General features: G+C 71.8%; 12 protein-coding genes and 2 pseudogenes. All 14 read left to right on the forward strand.

Annotated features, from left to right (window positions below; translation table 11 throughout):
• Positions 1 to 9 precede the first annotated feature (9 nt).
• Positions 10 to 1,272, forward strand: a pseudogene (locus QE454_RS10185) (SDR family oxidoreductase); the annotation flags it as partial.
• A gap of 64 nt (positions 1,273 to 1,336) precedes the next feature.
• Positions 1,337 to 1,672: pseudogene (locus QE454_RS17290) on the forward strand (AMP-binding protein); the annotation flags it as partial.
• A gap of 9 nt (positions 1,673 to 1,681) precedes the next feature.
• The gene (locus QE454_RS17295) at positions 1,682 to 2,182 is read left to right on the forward strand and encodes a hypothetical protein (protein ID WP_396652989.1); all 501 of its coding nucleotides are present in this window, start codon (positions 1,682 to 1,684) and stop codon (positions 2,180 to 2,182) included.
• Positions 2,169 to 2,852 carry an MFS transporter gene (locus QE454_RS10195; RefSeq protein ID WP_309668622.1) on the forward strand — a complete coding sequence of 228 codons (684 nt, stop codon included), beginning with the start codon at positions 2,169 to 2,171 and terminating at the stop codon, positions 2,850 to 2,852. The genes QE454_RS17295 and QE454_RS10195 overlap by 14 nt, the downstream gene beginning before the upstream one ends.
• A complete protein-coding gene (locus QE454_RS10200) occupies positions 2,807 to 3,370 on the forward strand; it encodes an MFS transporter (protein ID WP_309668623.1) in 564 nt (187 codons plus the stop codon). Before QE454_RS10195 ends, QE454_RS10200 begins: the two co-directional genes overlap by 46 nt.
• Positions 3,367 to 3,906: a hypothetical protein gene (locus QE454_RS10205; RefSeq protein ID WP_307455658.1), complete on the forward strand. Its 540-nt coding sequence runs from the start codon at positions 3,367 to 3,369 to the stop codon at positions 3,904 to 3,906. Before QE454_RS10200 ends, QE454_RS10205 begins: the two co-directional genes overlap by 4 nt.
• Entirely contained in the window at positions 3,903 to 5,033 is a 1,131-nt protein-coding gene (locus QE454_RS10210; RefSeq protein WP_307455654.1) for a beta-ketoacyl synthase N-terminal-like domain-containing protein, read from the forward strand. The genes QE454_RS10205 and QE454_RS10210 overlap by 4 nt, the downstream gene beginning before the upstream one ends.
• A gap of 14 nt (positions 5,034 to 5,047) precedes the next feature.
• Positions 5,048 to 8,707, forward strand: coding sequence for an efflux RND transporter permease subunit (locus QE454_RS10215; RefSeq protein WP_307455652.1), 3,660 nt, complete (start codon positions 5,048 to 5,050; stop codon positions 8,705 to 8,707).
• Positions 8,708 to 8,849: 142 nt separating this feature from the next.
• Positions 8,850 to 10,040 carry an acetyl-CoA C-acyltransferase gene (locus tag QE454_RS10220; RefSeq protein ID WP_309668625.1) on the forward strand — a complete coding sequence of 397 codons (1,191 nt, stop codon included), beginning with the start codon at positions 8,850 to 8,852 and terminating at the stop codon, positions 10,038 to 10,040.
• Entirely contained in the window at positions 10,033 to 10,770 is a 738-nt protein-coding gene (locus QE454_RS10225; RefSeq protein ID WP_307455650.1) for an enoyl-CoA hydratase/isomerase family protein, read from the forward strand. Before QE454_RS10220 ends, QE454_RS10225 begins: the two co-directional genes overlap by 8 nt.
• A complete protein-coding gene (locus QE454_RS10230) occupies positions 10,767 to 11,642 on the forward strand; it encodes a 3-hydroxyacyl-CoA dehydrogenase family protein (RefSeq protein WP_307455647.1) in 876 nt (291 codons plus the stop codon). The genes QE454_RS10225 and QE454_RS10230 overlap by 4 nt, the downstream gene beginning before the upstream one ends.
• Complete coding sequence (gene paaZ / locus QE454_RS10235; RefSeq protein WP_307455645.1) at positions 11,639 to 13,693, forward strand: phenylacetic acid degradation bifunctional protein PaaZ; 2,055 nt, start codon at positions 11,639 to 11,641, stop codon at positions 13,691 to 13,693. The genes QE454_RS10230 and paaZ overlap by 4 nt, the downstream gene beginning before the upstream one ends.
• A gap of 11 nt (positions 13,694 to 13,704) precedes the next feature.
• Complete coding sequence (gene paaI / locus QE454_RS10240; protein WP_307455642.1) at positions 13,705 to 14,325, forward strand: hydroxyphenylacetyl-CoA thioesterase PaaI; 621 nt, start codon at positions 13,705 to 13,707, stop codon at positions 14,323 to 14,325.
• Positions 14,322 to 15,632: a phenylacetate--CoA ligase PaaK gene (paaK, locus tag QE454_RS10245; protein WP_373459387.1), complete on the forward strand. Its 1,311-nt coding sequence runs from the start codon at positions 14,322 to 14,324 to the stop codon at positions 15,630 to 15,632. Before paaI ends, paaK begins: the two co-directional genes overlap by 4 nt.
• The last annotated feature ends 103 nt before the right edge of the window (positions 15,633 to 15,735 follow it).

Below are 15,735 nucleotides of genomic sequence, written 5' to 3' on the forward strand. Positions count from 1 at the left end.
CGCACGGTCGTGGTCGCGGGCGGCTCGCGCGGGATCGGCGCAGAAGTCGCCCGCCGACTCGCCGTCGCGGGGGAGCGGGTCGTCGTCGGTTGCCGGCAGAAGCTCGCGCGTGCCCGTCGTCTCTCCGACAGGGCCGTCGCCGAGGGCGCGCACGAGATCGACGTGCGCGTCGGAGACCTGCGCGATCCGCGAGCGCGGCGACACCTGATCTCGGGCCTCGAGCGCATCGACGTCCTCGTGCTCGCGGCATCCGGGGGATTGGAGGAGGGGAGCACCGCGCACGACGCCTTCGCGCTGAACCGGGATGCTCTGGCCCAACTGGTCGGCGACGCCCTGCCCGTGATGAGCGACGGCGGTGTGATCGTGTACCTCACCAGCCATCAAGCGCACTTCAGCCGCGAGGTCGCGCCGGAGCCGGAGTACGAGACGGTCGCAGCATCCAAGCGCGCGGGACAGGATGCGCTGCTCGCGCTCACCGAGCGCATCGCCGCCGTCGGGGCACGACTGGTGGTCGTCTCGGCCGATGTCGTGGTCGATTCCGCGACGACGTTGCTGATGGAAAGGCTGCGGCCGGGCTCCACCGCGGAACGGCGGAGGCAGATCGGCAGGCTCGCGACGACCTCCGACGTCGCACAGACGGTGATCGAAGCCATCGCCCGGCCCCACCGCAACGGCGAGATCGTCTTCCACGGCGGAGCGGAGTGGTTCCTCGAGCGTGCGGCGACGAGGAGATGCCCTCGCGTCCGGCGAGTGGAGGGCCGCTCGTTCTGCGCCTCGGACATGGTCGGGCGTATCCGCGAGCATCTCGAAGATCGGGGTCTGCGGAAGTTCCCCCGCGTGCTCGTGTGCGACGAGTCGACACCCGAGACAGCACTCGTCCTTCTCGCCCTGATGGATGCCGGGGTCTCGATCGTGCTGCTCGACCCCGGCCTTCCCGCCGCCGACGTGGAGCAGATCGCGGCGCGCACCGGGTGTGCGGCCACGATCACGGCCCGGGGCCTGCCGCCCGTGCGGGATCGCGTCGACCTCGGTGGTGCCGGCCCCGTCGTCGCCGCGGTCGGCGCGCACCTCGACTGCGGGTGCGATCGCCGTACCGCGGCGGGCTTCCCCGCGTGGGAGGACCGCGATGACGGCATCGTCCTGTGGACCTCCGGCTCGTCGGGGCGACCGCGCGGTGTGGTGCGCTCCGGTTCCTCCGTGCTCGAGAACGTCCGGGCGACCGTCGACGCCATGCGGTACCGCGCCGACGACGTCCTGCTGCCGTTGCTGCCACTGAGCCACCACGTACGGTCTCTCGCTCGTGCTCGCGTGGTGGCTCGTGGGGTGCACCCTGGTGATGGGCAACCATCGCCGTCCGGTCCAGACGCTGCGGGCCGCGCTTCCCAGCGGCGTGACGGTGGTGGATGCCACTCCGCCCGTCATCGCCGACATCCTCGATCTGCTGGAGGAACGCGGCTGCGTCGAGATGGCACCGCGCGTGCGCATGTGGTGCGTCGGTGGGTCTCCGCTGAGGCCGTCGCTCGCCGAGCGGTTCCTGCGGATCACCGGGCGGTCGCTGCTCGACGGCTACGGCTCGACCGAGCTGGGCAACGTCTCTCTCGCGACGCTCGAACGGCCCGAGGGGTTGGGGCGGGTTCTGCCGGGCGTCGAACTGTCGGTCCGCCGACCCCATGGGGCGCCGGTGGAGCCCGGTGAGACGGGCGAGCTGTGGATCCGTTCGAAAGCTCTGTTCACCGCGACGATCGGCGACGATCGGCCCGCTGAGGTCGAGGACGGCTGGTACCGCACCGGAGACATCGGCTCCGTCGATGCCCACGGCGCCCTGCGCGTGATCGGCCGGGCGGGGGCCGTGCATCGCGGGGGCCACACCATCTATCCCGCCCACCTCGAAGATCGAGCCGATCGCGCGGGCGTTCCGTTGACGCTGATCGCGCTGGCCGATGAGCGTCGGGGCGCTCACCTCACCGCGTTCATCGAGGACGCCGGCACGCACACGCGGGCCGAGTGGGCAGAGCGGGTGAGAGCCGCGCTCCCCGAACACGAGTGGCCCAACCGGGTCGTTCTCGTCGCCGAGGTGCCCCGGCTCGGCACCGGCAAGATCGACCGCGCACGACTCGCCGCCGAAGCGGAAGCCGGACGGGCCGCCGCGAGAAAGGACACCGTCGCCGATGTCAGCTCGTGATCCGCGGGAATCGAGGTGGTCGCTCCTGCGCTGTGCCGCGGCGTTGACGCGGGGCCCCGCTGACCTGCTGGACTTCGTCGTTCCCCTCTGGGCGGGCCTGGCCCTCGGTCTGGATGCCACGGCCATCGGTCTTCTCGTGGCCCTCGAGCTGGTGGTGTCGTGCGCGGCCCGCCCGCTGGGGGGCTGGGCGGCGGATCGCGCCGACCGGCGCGTTGTCGCCGCCTCCGGTGCCGTGATCTACGGTCTGGGGGTCGCGGGGTACGCCCTCGCGACGGACGGCGTCGTCGCGGTCGCGTTCGCCGCGGCCGTCGTGAGCGGGGTGGGCGGTTCCCTGCTGTGGGTGGCGCTGCGCGCGATGGTGAGCGAGCAGTACGTGTCGGACGAGACGGCGTTCGCGAGCCTGGTGTCGGCGGAAGAAACCGGTGCGTGGATCGCCTTCGTCGCGGGGCTGTCGGCGCTGGGCGCCGTCGGGTACACCGGCCTGTTCCTGCTGTCGGCCCTCGCCTGTCTGGCCGGTGCGGTGCTCGTGGCGCTCCTGCCCGCCGAGCGGTCCCGTCAGGAACGCTCTCCCGGCCCGGCCCGCGGGCTCGTCCGGCGGCTCGCGCACCCCTGCTCGGCGCGGTCGTGGGCTCGACGGCTGCCGAGGCGGGCATCGGCATCGTGCTCCTGATCCATCTGCAGAAGCACTTCGGGCTCGGCGTGATCGAGGCCGCGTGGGTCTTTCTCCCGGGGGCCATCGCGCTCGCGGTCCTGCCGAAGCCGCTGCACGTGGTCGTCGTCCGTATCGGCCGCCGCAGGGCTCTGCTGATCGCCGCCGGTCTGAGCTGCGCCTTCGCGGTGGGCCTGGCGTTCGCTCCCACCCCGACGGTCATCGGGATCCTGTGGGTGCTGAGCGCCGTGGCCTGGGCCATCGTGATGCCCGTCGAGCAGGCCGTCGTCGCCGAGTCGACCGGTCGCTCGCGGTTCGGGGCCGCGATGGGCGCCTACGAGGCCGCCGCCCTCGCGGGAGGCGCGGTCGGCACGGCTCTCGCGGGGATCGCCTACGAGGTCGGTTCGTGGCAGGTCGCGTGCGTCGTCCTCGCGGCGATCGCCCTGCTGGGAGGTCTGGCGGCGCCGTGGGCACTGCGGGCGATGGATGCCGCTGACCGGCCCGCACCGATGGTCGCCGAGGCGGGGGAGGCGTCATGACCGCCGGCTGTTCCTGGGTAGGCGTGAGCCCGCGGCCGGGCCTGGCCCACCGGTTCGCCTCGGCCGATCACCCGTTCTCGGGTTCCCCGCTCGCGATCGAGACGCTCCCCGAGGGCACCCGGCGCGTGACCGAGACCGCGATGCGGCGGTCCTTCGACCTTCTCGCGCCCGTCGTGGGCGAGTCCTTCGACGCCGTCGACCTCCTGCTCGTCTTCGCCGGCGCGTTCGCCACGGCCTTCGCGCGGCGTCTGGTCGTCACGGTCGACGACGAGACGGCCCGCGTGCGTCCCACCGACTCGACGGGTATGGAGACCTCCGAGTCCGTCCGTGCGGCGCTTGCCGCCCGGGGACGCGGGCGGCCGCGATCCTCCCTCGTGCTGGCGTCCGCGTTCGACGCGGGGCTCGTGGCATCCCTGCTCGAGGGATGCCGGTCGGCGCTCGTCGTGCGATACGAGCTGCACGGGCCGCACCCCGAGGACTGCGACCTCCTGGCTGCGCACGTCGACTGCCCCTCGTTCGAGGGGAGCGGAGCATGAGCGATGTCGTCGTCACGGGTGTCGGGCTGGTGTCGGCCTATGGCCGCGGAGTACCGGCACTGCTCGACGGCCTCTTCGCCGGCCGCGCTCCCACCGTCGGCGCGAGCGATGACGCGGCGACGCGGCCCATCGATCGCGCCGTACTCGACGGCGCCGACTCGTCCTCATGGCTCGCGTCGGCGATCGGTGAGGCCCTCGCCGAGGCGCGGTGGCCGGAGAACTCGCCGCCGCCCCTCCTGCTGCTCGCGGCCCAGGCCGAGGCGCCGCCCGGCGAGCAGAACGCTCTCTACGCGCCGATCACCGTCGTGGCGGACGCGCGGCGCTGGGAACGGCCGCTCGTCGTCTCGCACGCGTGCGCGAGCGCGCTGTTCGCGATCCACCTCGCCGCGAGACTGATCCGCGCCGGCATCCACGACGCCGTCCTCGTCGCGGGGGCGTCGGTGTGCAATCCCTATGCGAGCGAGAGCCTGCGGGTGGTCAAGGCGATCGGGACCGCGCCCTCGCGTCCCTTCGATCGCGAGCGCGACGGCATCCTGGTCGGCGAGGGTGCCGGTGCGGTTCTTCTGGAGCGCGCGGCGGCCCCGGCCGCTCGTGGCGCCACGCCCCTCGCCGCGCTCGCAGCATCGGTCGCCGAGATCGGCGGGCGTTCCTCGGTCGCCTCCGACCCGGATGTCGTCTACGCCTGCATGGCACGAGCGCTCGACGAGGCCGGCGCGAGCGGAGTCGACTACGTGCACGCGCATGCGACCGGCACGGTGCAGGGTGATGCGGCCGAGCTCGAGGCCGTGTCGCGACTCGTCGCGGAGCGCGGGTGGCCGGCGGTCGCCGTCTCGTCGCACAAGGGCGCTCTCGGCCACCTGCTGCACGCCTCCGCCTTCCCCGGCATCGCCGTGGCCGTCGCCGCCGTGCGGGAAGGGGGCATACCGACGACCGTGGGGCTGCGCGATCCCGTCGAGGTCGAGGGCGTTCACCTCCCCGTCGAGGGACCTGCGCTCCGCCGCGACCGGCCGGTCGAGCACGCCCTGGTCAACGCCTTCGGATTCGGCGGCAACAACGCCAGCGTGCTCCTCCGACGGATCAGTCCCGCCACCCCGCACCACACGACCGAGTCCCCGGAACTCGGCTGAGAGGAACTTCCACCGTGTCTTCGCTGACGAGGCTGAGCCTCGCCAACCGTCTCCTCGTCGTCCTCGTCTCGATCTTCATCGTCGCCGCGGGGCTGATCGCCGCGTCCGGGCTCCGGCAGGAACTCCTCCCCTCGCTTCAGCCGCCCACCGCGTCGGTCGTCGCGACCTACGCGGGAGCCTCGTCGGCGTCGGTCGAGAAAGAGGTGACGGTTCCCCTCGAAGACGCGGTGAAGGCCGTGCCGGGCGTCGACCGGGTCACCTCGACCACGGGTGGCGGCGTCTCGAGAGTGAGCGTCGAGTGGCCGTACGGATTGGATGCCGAGAAGGTGGTGCAAGACCTGCGGTCGGCGGTCGGTGCGGCCCAGGCCGCTCTCCCGAGGGACGTGGTCACCGAGGTGTACGCCGGGTCGACCGACGACCTTCCCGCCGTGCAGGTGGCCGTGACGTCGGCCGGCGACGCCGCGTTGCTGGGCGATGAGGTGCAGCGAGTGCTGGTGCCCGCCCTCAGGGCCGTCGACGGCGTGCGCGAGGTGACGGTGACCGGCGTCGAAGAGGAGCGTCTCGTGGTGACGATGCGTCCGTCCGACGCCACCGCCAAGGACGTCACGGCCTCGCAGGTGCAGGACGTGCTGGCCGCGTCGCTCTCGGTGACAGCGGCCGGAACCAGCCGTGAGGGCGACACCGCCCTCGCGGTGGAGGTCGGTAGCGTTCCGACCTCCACCGATCAGGTGGCGGCACTGGTGATCCCGGGTGAGAACGGCCCCGTATCGGTCGGCGAGGTGGCCGACGTCGCGCTCGAGAGCGCACCCGAGACCTCGCTCGCGCGCGTCGACGGCGTGCCCGCGGTGACGATCTCGGTGACGAAGACGCCGCAGGCCGGGGTGGTGGAGGTCTCGCACGAAGTCGCCCGCGTTCTCGACGACCGGCGCGACGCGCTCGGCTCCGACGTCGCGTTCACCACGATCTTCGATCAGGCACCGTACATCGAGCAGTCCATCCACGACCTGTCGACCGAGGGAGCGCTGGGCCTGGCTTTCGCCATCGGCGTGATCCTGCTGTTCCTGCTGTCGGTGCGGGCCACGATCATCACCGCGATCTCGATCCCGCTCTCGCTGCTCATCGCCATGATCGGTCTCGCCGTCGGCGGCTTCTCGTTGAGCATCCTGACCCTCGCCGCGCTCACCATCGCCGTCGGCCGCGTGGTCGACGACTCGATCGTGGTGATCGAGAACATCGCTCGGCATCGCGAAACCGGGGTATCGACGGACCCTGGCATCGTGCAGGCGGTGCGTGAGGTGGCCGGCGCCATCACGGCTTCCACGCTCACCACGGTGGCGGTCTTCGCGCCGATCGCCTTCGTGCCGGGCATCACGGGTGAGCTGTTCCGACCGTTCGCGGTCACCGTCACGATCGCTCTGCTCGCGTCTCTGCTCGTATCGCTCACCGTCGTGCCGGTGCTGGCGTCGTGGGTCATGCGGAGGCCGCCCCGTCCGCTCTCTCCGGAGAGGTTCGCCGCTCTCCAACGACGTCGCCGCGAGCGGGAGGACCGTGAGGCGGAGCGCCGTCGACAGGTGGTCGAACGAGAGAACGAGCGCCGCCGTCGTCGTGGCGTGCCCGGCATCGTCGCCGGGCAGGGGACCGAGCCCCTCGACCGTCTCCAGGCCGCGTACGTTCCTCTCCTGCATCTCGCCCTTCGCCGGCCGGCGGGCACCCTGGCCGTCGCCGTCGTCGTCTTCGTGCTCACCGTCGTCGCGTCGGGTGCGCTGCGTGAGAGCTTCCTCGACGACGACGGTCAGCGCACGGTCTCGGTGACGCAGGCCATGCCTCCTGGCCTGTTTCTGCCCGCAGCGAGCGAGCGAGCCGCGCAGATCGAGGAGATCCTCGATGCCGACGACGACGTCGCGACCGCCCTCACCACCGTGACCGAGGAATCTGCCACCCACACCGTGATCCTGAACGACGATGCCGACCCCCAGATCGCCGTCGCGAGGCTCCGGGCGGAGCTGTCGTCGGTCCAGGGCGTCGGTCAGATCGCCGTGCACGGCACCTCTTCGACGGGAAACTCCGACCTCACCGTCACGGTGTCGGGTGCTTCTGAGAAGTCCCTCGCGGCCGGAGCCGAGCAGGTGCGGGCGGCGCTCGCCGAGCTGCGCGATCTCGACGGCCTTCGCAGCGATGCCGTCGCCGACGAGCCGATCCTCGCGGTGAGCGTGGACCAGCTTCGCGCCGCCCAGTACGGCTTCACGCAGGCGGAGGTGGGCCGGGCGATCCACGACGGTCTGCGGGGAGCGCGCGTCGGCACCGTCGAGCTCGACGGACATCGCCACGAGGTGGTCCTGCGCGGTCAGGCCAACGACGCCACCCCGGCGCAGATCGCCGGCTTCGAGCTCCCGGTCTCGGCCCTCCAGCAGGCGACCGCGCAGAAGCGGGCCTCCGATGCGCTCGTCGTCGCGCAGAACGCTGAGCAGGCCGCCGCCGAAGCGCGACAGGACGAGAGCCTGAGCGATCAACTCGCCGAGACGCGGTCGGCGCGCTCCTCCGCGCAGACGCAGCTCGCCGATCTGGTCGTTCAGCTGAACACGCTCCTCACCGCGAGCCCGCCGCCGGCGTCGACGACACCCCCGGCCGATCCGGCCCCAGATCCCGCCGCCGCCGCTCAGCAGGCGGCCGCGGCGCAGGCGAGCGTCGACGCCCTCGCCGACAGCCTCGGCGAGGCGCAGCGTCACGAGCAGATCGCTCAGCTGCAGCAGAGCATCGCTCAGGTGCGGGCATCGATCGCGCAGCTGGGCACGCAGATCGACGGCCTCATCGAGACACGCGACGAGACCGTGGCGCAGCGGGCCCGCGCGGCCGCCCTCGCCGATCAGCAGAAGGCCCTCGCCGACGTGAGGGCGACCCCCATCGAGGTCGGAGACATCGCCACCGTCGCGACCTCCACCGGTCCTTCCTCGATCACCCGTACCGACGGGATGCGCGCGATCACCCTCACCGCGACACCGACGGGCGGCGACCCCGGGGGCGTGCTTCTCAACGTGGAGGCTGCTCTCGGCCTCGTGGAGCTGCCCGACGGCGTCACCGTGAGTCTGGGCGGTGGCGCCACCGAGCAGGATGCCTCGCTGACCCACCTCGCCCTCGCGATGCTCGCTGCCATCGGCATCGTGTTCCTGATCATGGCCGCAACCTTCCGGAGCCTCGCGCAGTCGCTGATCCTGCTCGTGTCGATCCCGTTCGCGGCCACCGGCGCCATCGCCCTCATGTTGGCGACCGACACGCCGCTGGGGATCCCCGCCATGATCGGCATGCTCATGCTCATCGGCATCGTCGTCACCAACGCCATCGTGCTCGTCGACCTCGTCAACGGCCGTCGTGCTGCGGGCCACGACCTGCTGTCGGCGGTGATCGATGGGGCCCGGCTCCGTCTGCGCCCGATCCTCATGACGGCGGCCGCGACGGTGCTCGCGCTCGTTCCGATGGCGCTGGGGTTCACGGGTGGCGGCGTCTTCGTCTCGCGCGCGCTGGCAATCGTGGTCATCGGCGGGCTGATCTCGTCGACGCTGCTGACGCTCGTTCTCGTGCCGGTGCTGTACCTGCTCGTGGAGCGCCGCAAAGAGCGCCGCGCTCAACAGCGTCGCGCGCGAGAAGGGTCGACCGCCCCCGCCGCCGACGGGGCGTGAGCGCTCGCCCATCGCGGCGGTGTGAGAACGTGCGTCGTTGCCTCCGACGACACCTTCTGTCATGATTACTGAACGATCGGTCGGAAAACCTCGCAGTCGAGGTGGACGGGCCCCGCCAGAGTCGGCGGGGGAGAGGATGACGATGGCGCACGCGTTTCTCATCGGCGGTGCGCGCACCCCGGTCGGGCGGTACGGCGGGGCTCTGGCATCCGTTCGTCCCGACGACCTGGCGGCGCTGATGGCCTCAGAAGCGGTGGCTCGCGCGGGCGTTCCCGCCGAGGCGATCGACGAGGTCATCCTGGGCGCCGCGAATCAGGCCGGTGAGGACAACCGCAACGTCGCCCGCATGGCCGTTCTGCTCGCGGGGCTGCCCGATTCCATCCCCGGACTCACCGTCAACCGCCTCTGCGCCTCGGGCATGAGCGCGATCGCGCTCGCCGCGCAGGCGATCCGCGCGGGCGATGCCGACGCGATCGTCGCGGGCGGCGTCGAATCCATGACTCGCGCTCCCTGGGTGCAGGCGAAGCCCGAGAGGGCGTGGGCGAAGCCCGGGGCGGCCTTCGACACGTCGATCGGCTGGCGCTTCACCAATGCGCGCCTCGCCGCGCGCGACAAAGCCACCTTCACCATGCCCGAGACGGCCGAAGAGGTCGCCCGGATCGACGGCGTCTCGCGCTCCGATGCCGACGCCTTCGCGCTCCGCAGCCACGAGCGGGCGGTCCGGGCTCAGGATGCCGGGCATTTCCGCGACGAGATCGTCGCCGTCGAGACCGCTCGGGGCGTGGTCGATACCGACGAGGGCCCCCGCCGTGACACCTCGCTGGATGCGCTCGCGGGGCTCCGGCCGGTCGTGACGGGCGGCGAGGTCGTGACGGCGGGCAATTCCAGCTCCCTCAACGACGGGGCATCCGCGATCGTGGTGGCCAGCGCCGAGGCGGTCGAACGCCACGGCCTGCGCCCTCGCGCCCGGATCGTCGCGCACGCCTCCGCCGCGCTGGCGCCCGAGATCATGGGGCTCGGCCCGGTGCCCGCGACCGAGAAGGCGCTCGCGAAGGCCGGGCTGTCGGCATCCGACCTGGGGGCCGTCGAACTCAACGAGGCATTCGCCTCGCAGTCGCTGGCGTGCATGCGTCGACTCGGACTCGACCCCCGGATCGTCAACGCCGACGGCGGGGCGATCGCGCTGGGGCATCCCCTCGGGTCGAGCGGGTCGCGCCTCATCGTGACGCTGCTGGGGCGGCTCGAGCGCGAGGATGCGCGGTACGGCCTGGCGACGATGTGCGTCGGCGTGGGGCAGGGGACGGCGATGATCGTGGAGCGGGTCGATGGCTGAGTCCCTCCGCATCGAGGCCCGGGGCGATCGCGTCGTCGCCACGCTCGATCGCCCCGACCGCCGCAACGCGATCGATCAGGCGATGGTCGACGAGCTGCATGCGCTCTGCGGTGAGCTCGAGGAGCACCCGCGCACCCTCATCCTCACCGGAGCCGGCGGCGTGTTCGCCGCGGGGGCCGACATCGCCCAGCTCCGCGACCGCACCGGCGATGACGCCCGCCGAGGGATCAACGCCACGGCGTTCGACCGCATCCGCCGTCTTCCGATGCCCGTCATCGCCGCCGTCGACGGGTACGCGCTGGGCGGGGGAGCGGAGCTCGCCTACGCCGCCGACATCCGTCTCGGAACGCCTCGCGTGCGTTTCGGTAACCCCGAGCCCGGCCTCGGCATCATCGCCGCAGCGGGGGCCTCGTGGCGTCTGCCCGAGATCGTCGGCCACGCCCGAGCGAGTGAGCTGCTGCTCACCGCCCGCGTGATCGACGCCGACGAAGCGCTCGCGTGGGGGCTGCTCTCGAGCATCCACGAGCCCCAGGACCTGCTCGACTCCGCTCACGCGGTCGCCGACCGGATCGCCGCGAACTCCGCACGCGCGACGATCCTCACCAAGCGCGCCCTGCTCGCCCCGCGCAACGCGCACCCCGCCATCGACGGCGACCTGCAGGCGGAGCTCTTCGACAGCGCAGACAAGCACGCCCGCATGACCGCGTTCCTCGAGAGGAAGAAGAGATGACCTCCCCCGTTACCACCACGGTCCAAGACACGGCATCCGTCCCCGCCGTCGTCGGTGTGCTCGGCGGAGGCCGCATGGGGGCCGGCATCGCCCACGCGTTCTTGATCGCGGGAGCCCGCGTCCACGTGGTCGAGCGCGACACCGCCGCAGCTGCCGCCGCTCGCGAACGCGTCGAGGCGGCACTGACGCGTTCCGCCCAGAGGGGCATGCGGATCCCGGATGCCGACACCCTCACGACCGGCACCGACACCGACGCGTTCGCCGAGGCGGGACTCGTGATCGAGGCCGTCCCCGAGGACCGCGCTCTCAAGCTCGACGCCCTCGCGCGCATCGAGAAGGCCGTGCGCGGCGAGGCGGTCGTGGCATCCAACACCTCCTCCATCTCGATCGACGCGCTCGCCGCGTCGCTCCGACGCCCCCAGCGCTTCCTCGGCCTGCACTTCTTCAACCCCGTGCCGGCATCGGCGCTGGTCGAGGTCGTGACGGGCGCCGACACCACGCCCGAGGTCGTGACGCGCGCGACCCGATGGGTGGAGGCCATCGGCAAGACCGCCGTCGTCGTGCGCGATGCGCCGGGCTTCGCGTCGAGCCGCCTCGGGGTCGCCCTGGGCCTCGAGGCCATCCGCATGCTCGAAGAGGGCGTCGCCTCGGCGCGAGACATCGATACCGCGATGGAGCTGGGCTACCGGCATCCGATGGGCCCCCTCCGCACCACCGACGTCGTCGGGCTCGATGTGCGCCTGGGCATCGCCGAGGAGCTCGAGCGCGCGTACGGCGCGCGCTTCACCCCGCCCGCCTTGCTGCGCGATCTCGTCGCCCAGGGGCACCTGGGCCGAAAGACCGGCCGCGGATTCTACGAATGGAGCGAATGATGACGTTTCTCCCCAGCTACGTGAACGGCCACTGGTGGGCCCCCGAAGCCGACCCGGATGCCGCGATCGTCCGCGACGCGTCGACGGGCGTCGAGATCGTGCGCATCAGCACGACGGGTCTCGACCTCGCCGCCGCCGTCGCGTACGCCCGCGAGACAGGTCAGAAGAGCCTCGGCGCCCTCACCTTCCACGAGCGCGCGATGGTGCTGAAGAACCTCGCCATCGCGTTGAACGAGCGTCGCGAGGAGCTCTACGTCCTGTCGGAGCGGTCCGGCTCGACGCGTCGCGACTCCCTCAGCGACGTCGACGGCGGCATCGGGGTGCTCTTCACCTTCTCGTCGAAGGCGCGGCGGGAGCTCCCCGCCGGCAGGGTCGTGCTCGACGGTCCGATCGAGCCCCTGTCGAAGGACGGCACGTTCCTCGGGAGGCACGTCTATACGCGTCTGCCGGGAGTGGCTGTGCAGATCAACGCCTTCAATTTCCCGATGTGGGGCGCGCTCGAGAAGTTCGCGCCCGCCTTCCTCGCCGGCCTTCCCACGATCGTCAAGCCCGCGACCCCCACGGCCTACATCGCCGAGGCATGGGTGCGCATCGTCGTCGAGACCGGCCTGCTTCCCGAGGGCTCGCTGCAGCTGGTGAGCGGCAGCGTCCCGGGTCTGTTCGATCTGCTCGACCTCGGCGACACGGTCGGCTTCACCGGCAGCGCCTCGACCGCCGAGCGGCTGCGCGCCCAGGCCAAGCACGGTGTGCGCTTCACGAGCGAGACCGACTCGATCAATGCTTCGATCCTCGGTCCCGACGCCGTGCCCGGCACCCCCGAGTTCGACGCGTACGTCAAGCAACTGCTCGTCGAACTGACCACCAAGGCGGGCCAGAAGTGCACCGCGATCCGCCGCGCGATCGTGCCGGTGGGGACCACGGATGCCGTTTCGCAGGCGCTGCGCGACAGGATCGCCGAGCGCGTGGTCATCGGCGATCCGCGCGCCGAGGGCGTGACGATGGGCCCGGTCGTCTCGATCGAGCAGCGCGACGAGGTGCTGCGCCAGGTTCGCGCTCTCGCAGACGCCGGCGGTCGCTTCGTCGTCGGTTCGGCGGAGGCGCCTCCGGGGGTGCCCGCCGACGGCGCCTTCCTGCAGCCCATGCTCCTCGCCTTCGCGGATGCCACGACACCGGCCGTCAACGACATCGAGGCCTTCGGTCCCGTCGCCAGCATCGTCGAGTACGCCGACGTCGCCGAGGCGGCCGAGATCGTCGGTCGCGGCGGCGGCTCGCTCGTCACGAGCGTCGCCACCCACGACCCCGGCGTCGCCACCGAACTGCTCACGCGCATGGGGGCGATGAACGGCCGCGTGCTGTTCCTCGACCGCGACGACGCCCGCACCTCCACCGGGCATGGGGCACCCGTCCCGCACCTCGTCCACGGCGGGCCCGGCCGCGCCGGCGGCGGCGAGGAGCTCGGCGGCATCCGCTCGGTGCTCCACTACATGCAGCGCACGGCGATCCAGGGCTCGCCCCGCATGCTCACCGCGTTGACCGGGGTGTGGCATCCGGGAGCCGACACCGACACCGCGGGGGCGCACCCCTTCCGCAAACCCCTCGCCGACCTTCGGATCGGGGATGCCGTGGAGTCGGTCGAGCGCGAAGTCACCCTCGACGACATCGAGGTCTTCGCGAACTTCACCGGCGACACGTTCTACGCGCACATGGACGAGGAGTCGGCCGCGGCCAACCCCTTCTTCCCGGGGCGGGTCGCGCACGGCTACCTGCTCGTGTCGTGGGCGGCGGGACTGTTCGTCGATCCGGCGCCGGGTCCGGTGCTCGCCAACTCCGGGCTCGAGAACCTGCGCTTCGTCACCCCCGTCTCACCCGGAGACCGCATCCGCGTCGCCCTGACGGCGAAGCAGATCACCCCGCGCGAGACCGACGAGTACGGCGAGGTGCGCTGGGACGCCGTGATCCGCAACCAGCACGACGAGATCGTCGCGCAGTACGACGTGCTGACGCTCGTGGCGAAGACGTGGCAGCCTGCTCCCGCGGCGGTGCTCGCATGAGCCTGCGGCCGATGATGCAACGCGATCAGGCATCGGCCATGCTCGGCATGGTCGTCGAGCACGACGCGCCGGGGGAGTCGCGGGTGTCGATGACCGTGCGCGACGACATGCTCAACGGCTTCGCCATCACCCATGGCGGGCTCGTCTTCACCCTCGCCGACACGGCGTTCGCGATCGCGTGCAATGAGGACGAGCGCGTCACCGTCGCCGGTGGGGCGGACATCACGTTCCTGAAGTCGACGACGTCCGGGCAGACGCTCACGGCGACCGCCGCGCGACGCGCCCGGAGCGGCCGGACCGGCCTGTACGACATCCGCGTCACCGACGAGAGCGGCGACCTGGTCGCGGAGGTACGCGGCCGGAGCATCACGACGGATCGGCGCCCGCCGGCGCCCGCCGCCGCAACCTCAGCGATTCACACAAGCTCAGCGCCACACGCCGCGACCGCGACTGAGGATGTGCAGATCGCTGAGGGTGTGCGCGCGACCGACCCCCACCCCGTGCGCGCGACCGACCCCCGCCCCTCGCGCGCGACCGACCCCGACCCCGCGCGCGCGACCGACCCCCGCACACCCCCCGACCCCGCCCCCGAGCGCAACGCCGCGCTCTCCACCACGGAGGTGTCCCGATGACCATGACCGTTTCCTCGCGCCCCGGTCTTCTGGCATCCGTCGACCCGGCCGGCATCACGCTCGAGAACCTGCGCGCGCTGCAGCTCGAGCGCCTGCAGTGGACGGTCCGCCACGCCTACGAGAACGTCGCCCTGTACCGGCACAAGTTCGACGAGGCGGGTGTGCACCCCGACGACATCCGCAGCCTCGACGACATCCGCCTGCTGCCCTTCACGACCAAGGCCGACCTGCGCGAGACGTACCCCTTCGGCATGTTCGCGGTGCCGATGGCGGATGTTCGCCGCATCCACGCCTCGTCGGGCACGACCGGGCGCCCCACGGTCGTCGGCTACACCGGCGGCGACCTCGACCGCTGGGCCGACCTCGTCGCACGCTCGCTGTCTGCCGCCGGCATCCGCCCCGGCGATCGCGTCCACAACGCCTACGGGTACGGGTTGTTCACCGGCGGCCTCGGCGCGCACGCGGGCATCGAACGCCTCGGCGCGACGGTCATTCCGATGTCGGGTGGGCAGACGGCACGCCAGGCGCAGCTCATCCAGGACTTCGCACCCGATGCCATCCTCTGCACGCCCAGTTACCTCTTGACCATCGCGGACGCGCTCGAGTCCGCGGGCATCGACCCGCGCTCGACGTCGCTTCGGGTCGCCGTCCTCGGGGCCGAACCATGGACCAACGAGATGCGCCGCGAGATCGAGCGTCGTCTCGACCTCACCGCCGTCGACATCTACGGCCTGAGCGAGGTGATGGGCCCGGGCGTGGCATCCGAGAGTGCGCTCACCAAGGACGGCCCGCACATCTGGGAGGACCACTTCCTCCCCGAGACGATCGACGGCGATACGGGGGAGCCCGTGGCCGATGGCAATCTCGGCGAACTGGTCTTCACCTCCCTCACCAAGGAGGCGTTCCCGGTCATCCGCTACCGTACGCGCGATCTCACCCGCCTGCAGCCCGGCACCGCGTTCCCGGCCATGCGCCGCATCGAGAAGATCACCGGACGCAACGACGACATGATCATCCTGCGCGGGGTGAATCTCTTCCCGACGCAGATCGAGGAGATCGTGCTCGGCATCGAGAAGCTCACCCCGCACTTCGTGCTCGAGCTGCGCCGCGAGGGGCGGATGGATGCCATGACCGTCCGCATCGAGAGGCACCCGGCCCTGGAGCGCGAGGTGTGCGAGGCGGCGGGCGTCGCGCTGCGGCAGCGCATCAAGGTGCTCATCGGCACGAGCGTCGACGTCTGTGTCGAGGAGCCCGGTGCCCTCCCGCGCAGCGAGGGCAAGTACAAGCGGGTGTACGACCTGCGCTGAGGCCGACCACCGCCGAAGACGCGGCGCATCGTCGGGACCGCACCCGGTCGATCTCGTGCGGGCCCGACGAACACGCGCGCCCGGTCGTAGGCTCGCGCGCGCA

Origin of the sequence: Microbacterium sp. SORGH_AS_0454 (assembly GCF_031453395.1) — a bacterium.
Taxonomy (GTDB): Bacteria; Actinomycetota; Actinomycetes; order Actinomycetales; family Microbacteriaceae; genus Microbacterium.

Excerpts from the sequence above, each read along its gene's own strand:
- QE454_RS10195 (WP_309668622.1), top strand. The coding sequence starts at position 2,169 with ATGTCAGCTCGTGATCCGCGGGAATCGAGGTGGTCGCTCCTGCGCTGT.
- QE454_RS10205 (WP_307455658.1), top strand. The coding sequence starts at position 3,367 with ATGACCGCCGGCTGTTCCTGGGTAGGCGTGAGCCCGCGGCCGGGCCTG.
- QE454_RS10210 (WP_307455654.1), top strand. The coding sequence starts at position 3,903 with ATGAGCGATGTCGTCGTCACGGGTGTCGGGCTGGTGTCGGCCTATGGC.
- QE454_RS10220 (WP_309668625.1), top strand. The coding sequence starts at position 8,850 with ATGGCGCACGCGTTTCTCATCGGCGGTGCGCGCACCCCGGTCGGGCGG.
- QE454_RS10225 (WP_307455650.1), top strand. The coding sequence starts at position 10,033 with ATGGCTGAGTCCCTCCGCATCGAGGCCCGGGGCGATCGCGTCGTCGCC.
- QE454_RS10230 (WP_307455647.1), top strand. The coding sequence starts at position 10,767 with ATGACCTCCCCCGTTACCACCACGGTCCAAGACACGGCATCCGTCCCC.
- paaZ (WP_307455645.1), top strand. The coding sequence starts at position 11,639 with ATGATGACGTTTCTCCCCAGCTACGTGAACGGCCACTGGTGGGCCCCC.
- paaI (WP_307455642.1), top strand. The coding sequence starts at position 13,705 with ATGATGCAACGCGATCAGGCATCGGCCATGCTCGGCATGGTCGTCGAG.
- paaK (WP_373459387.1), top strand. The coding sequence starts at position 14,322 with ATGACCATGACCGTTTCCTCGCGCCCCGGTCTTCTGGCATCCGTCGAC.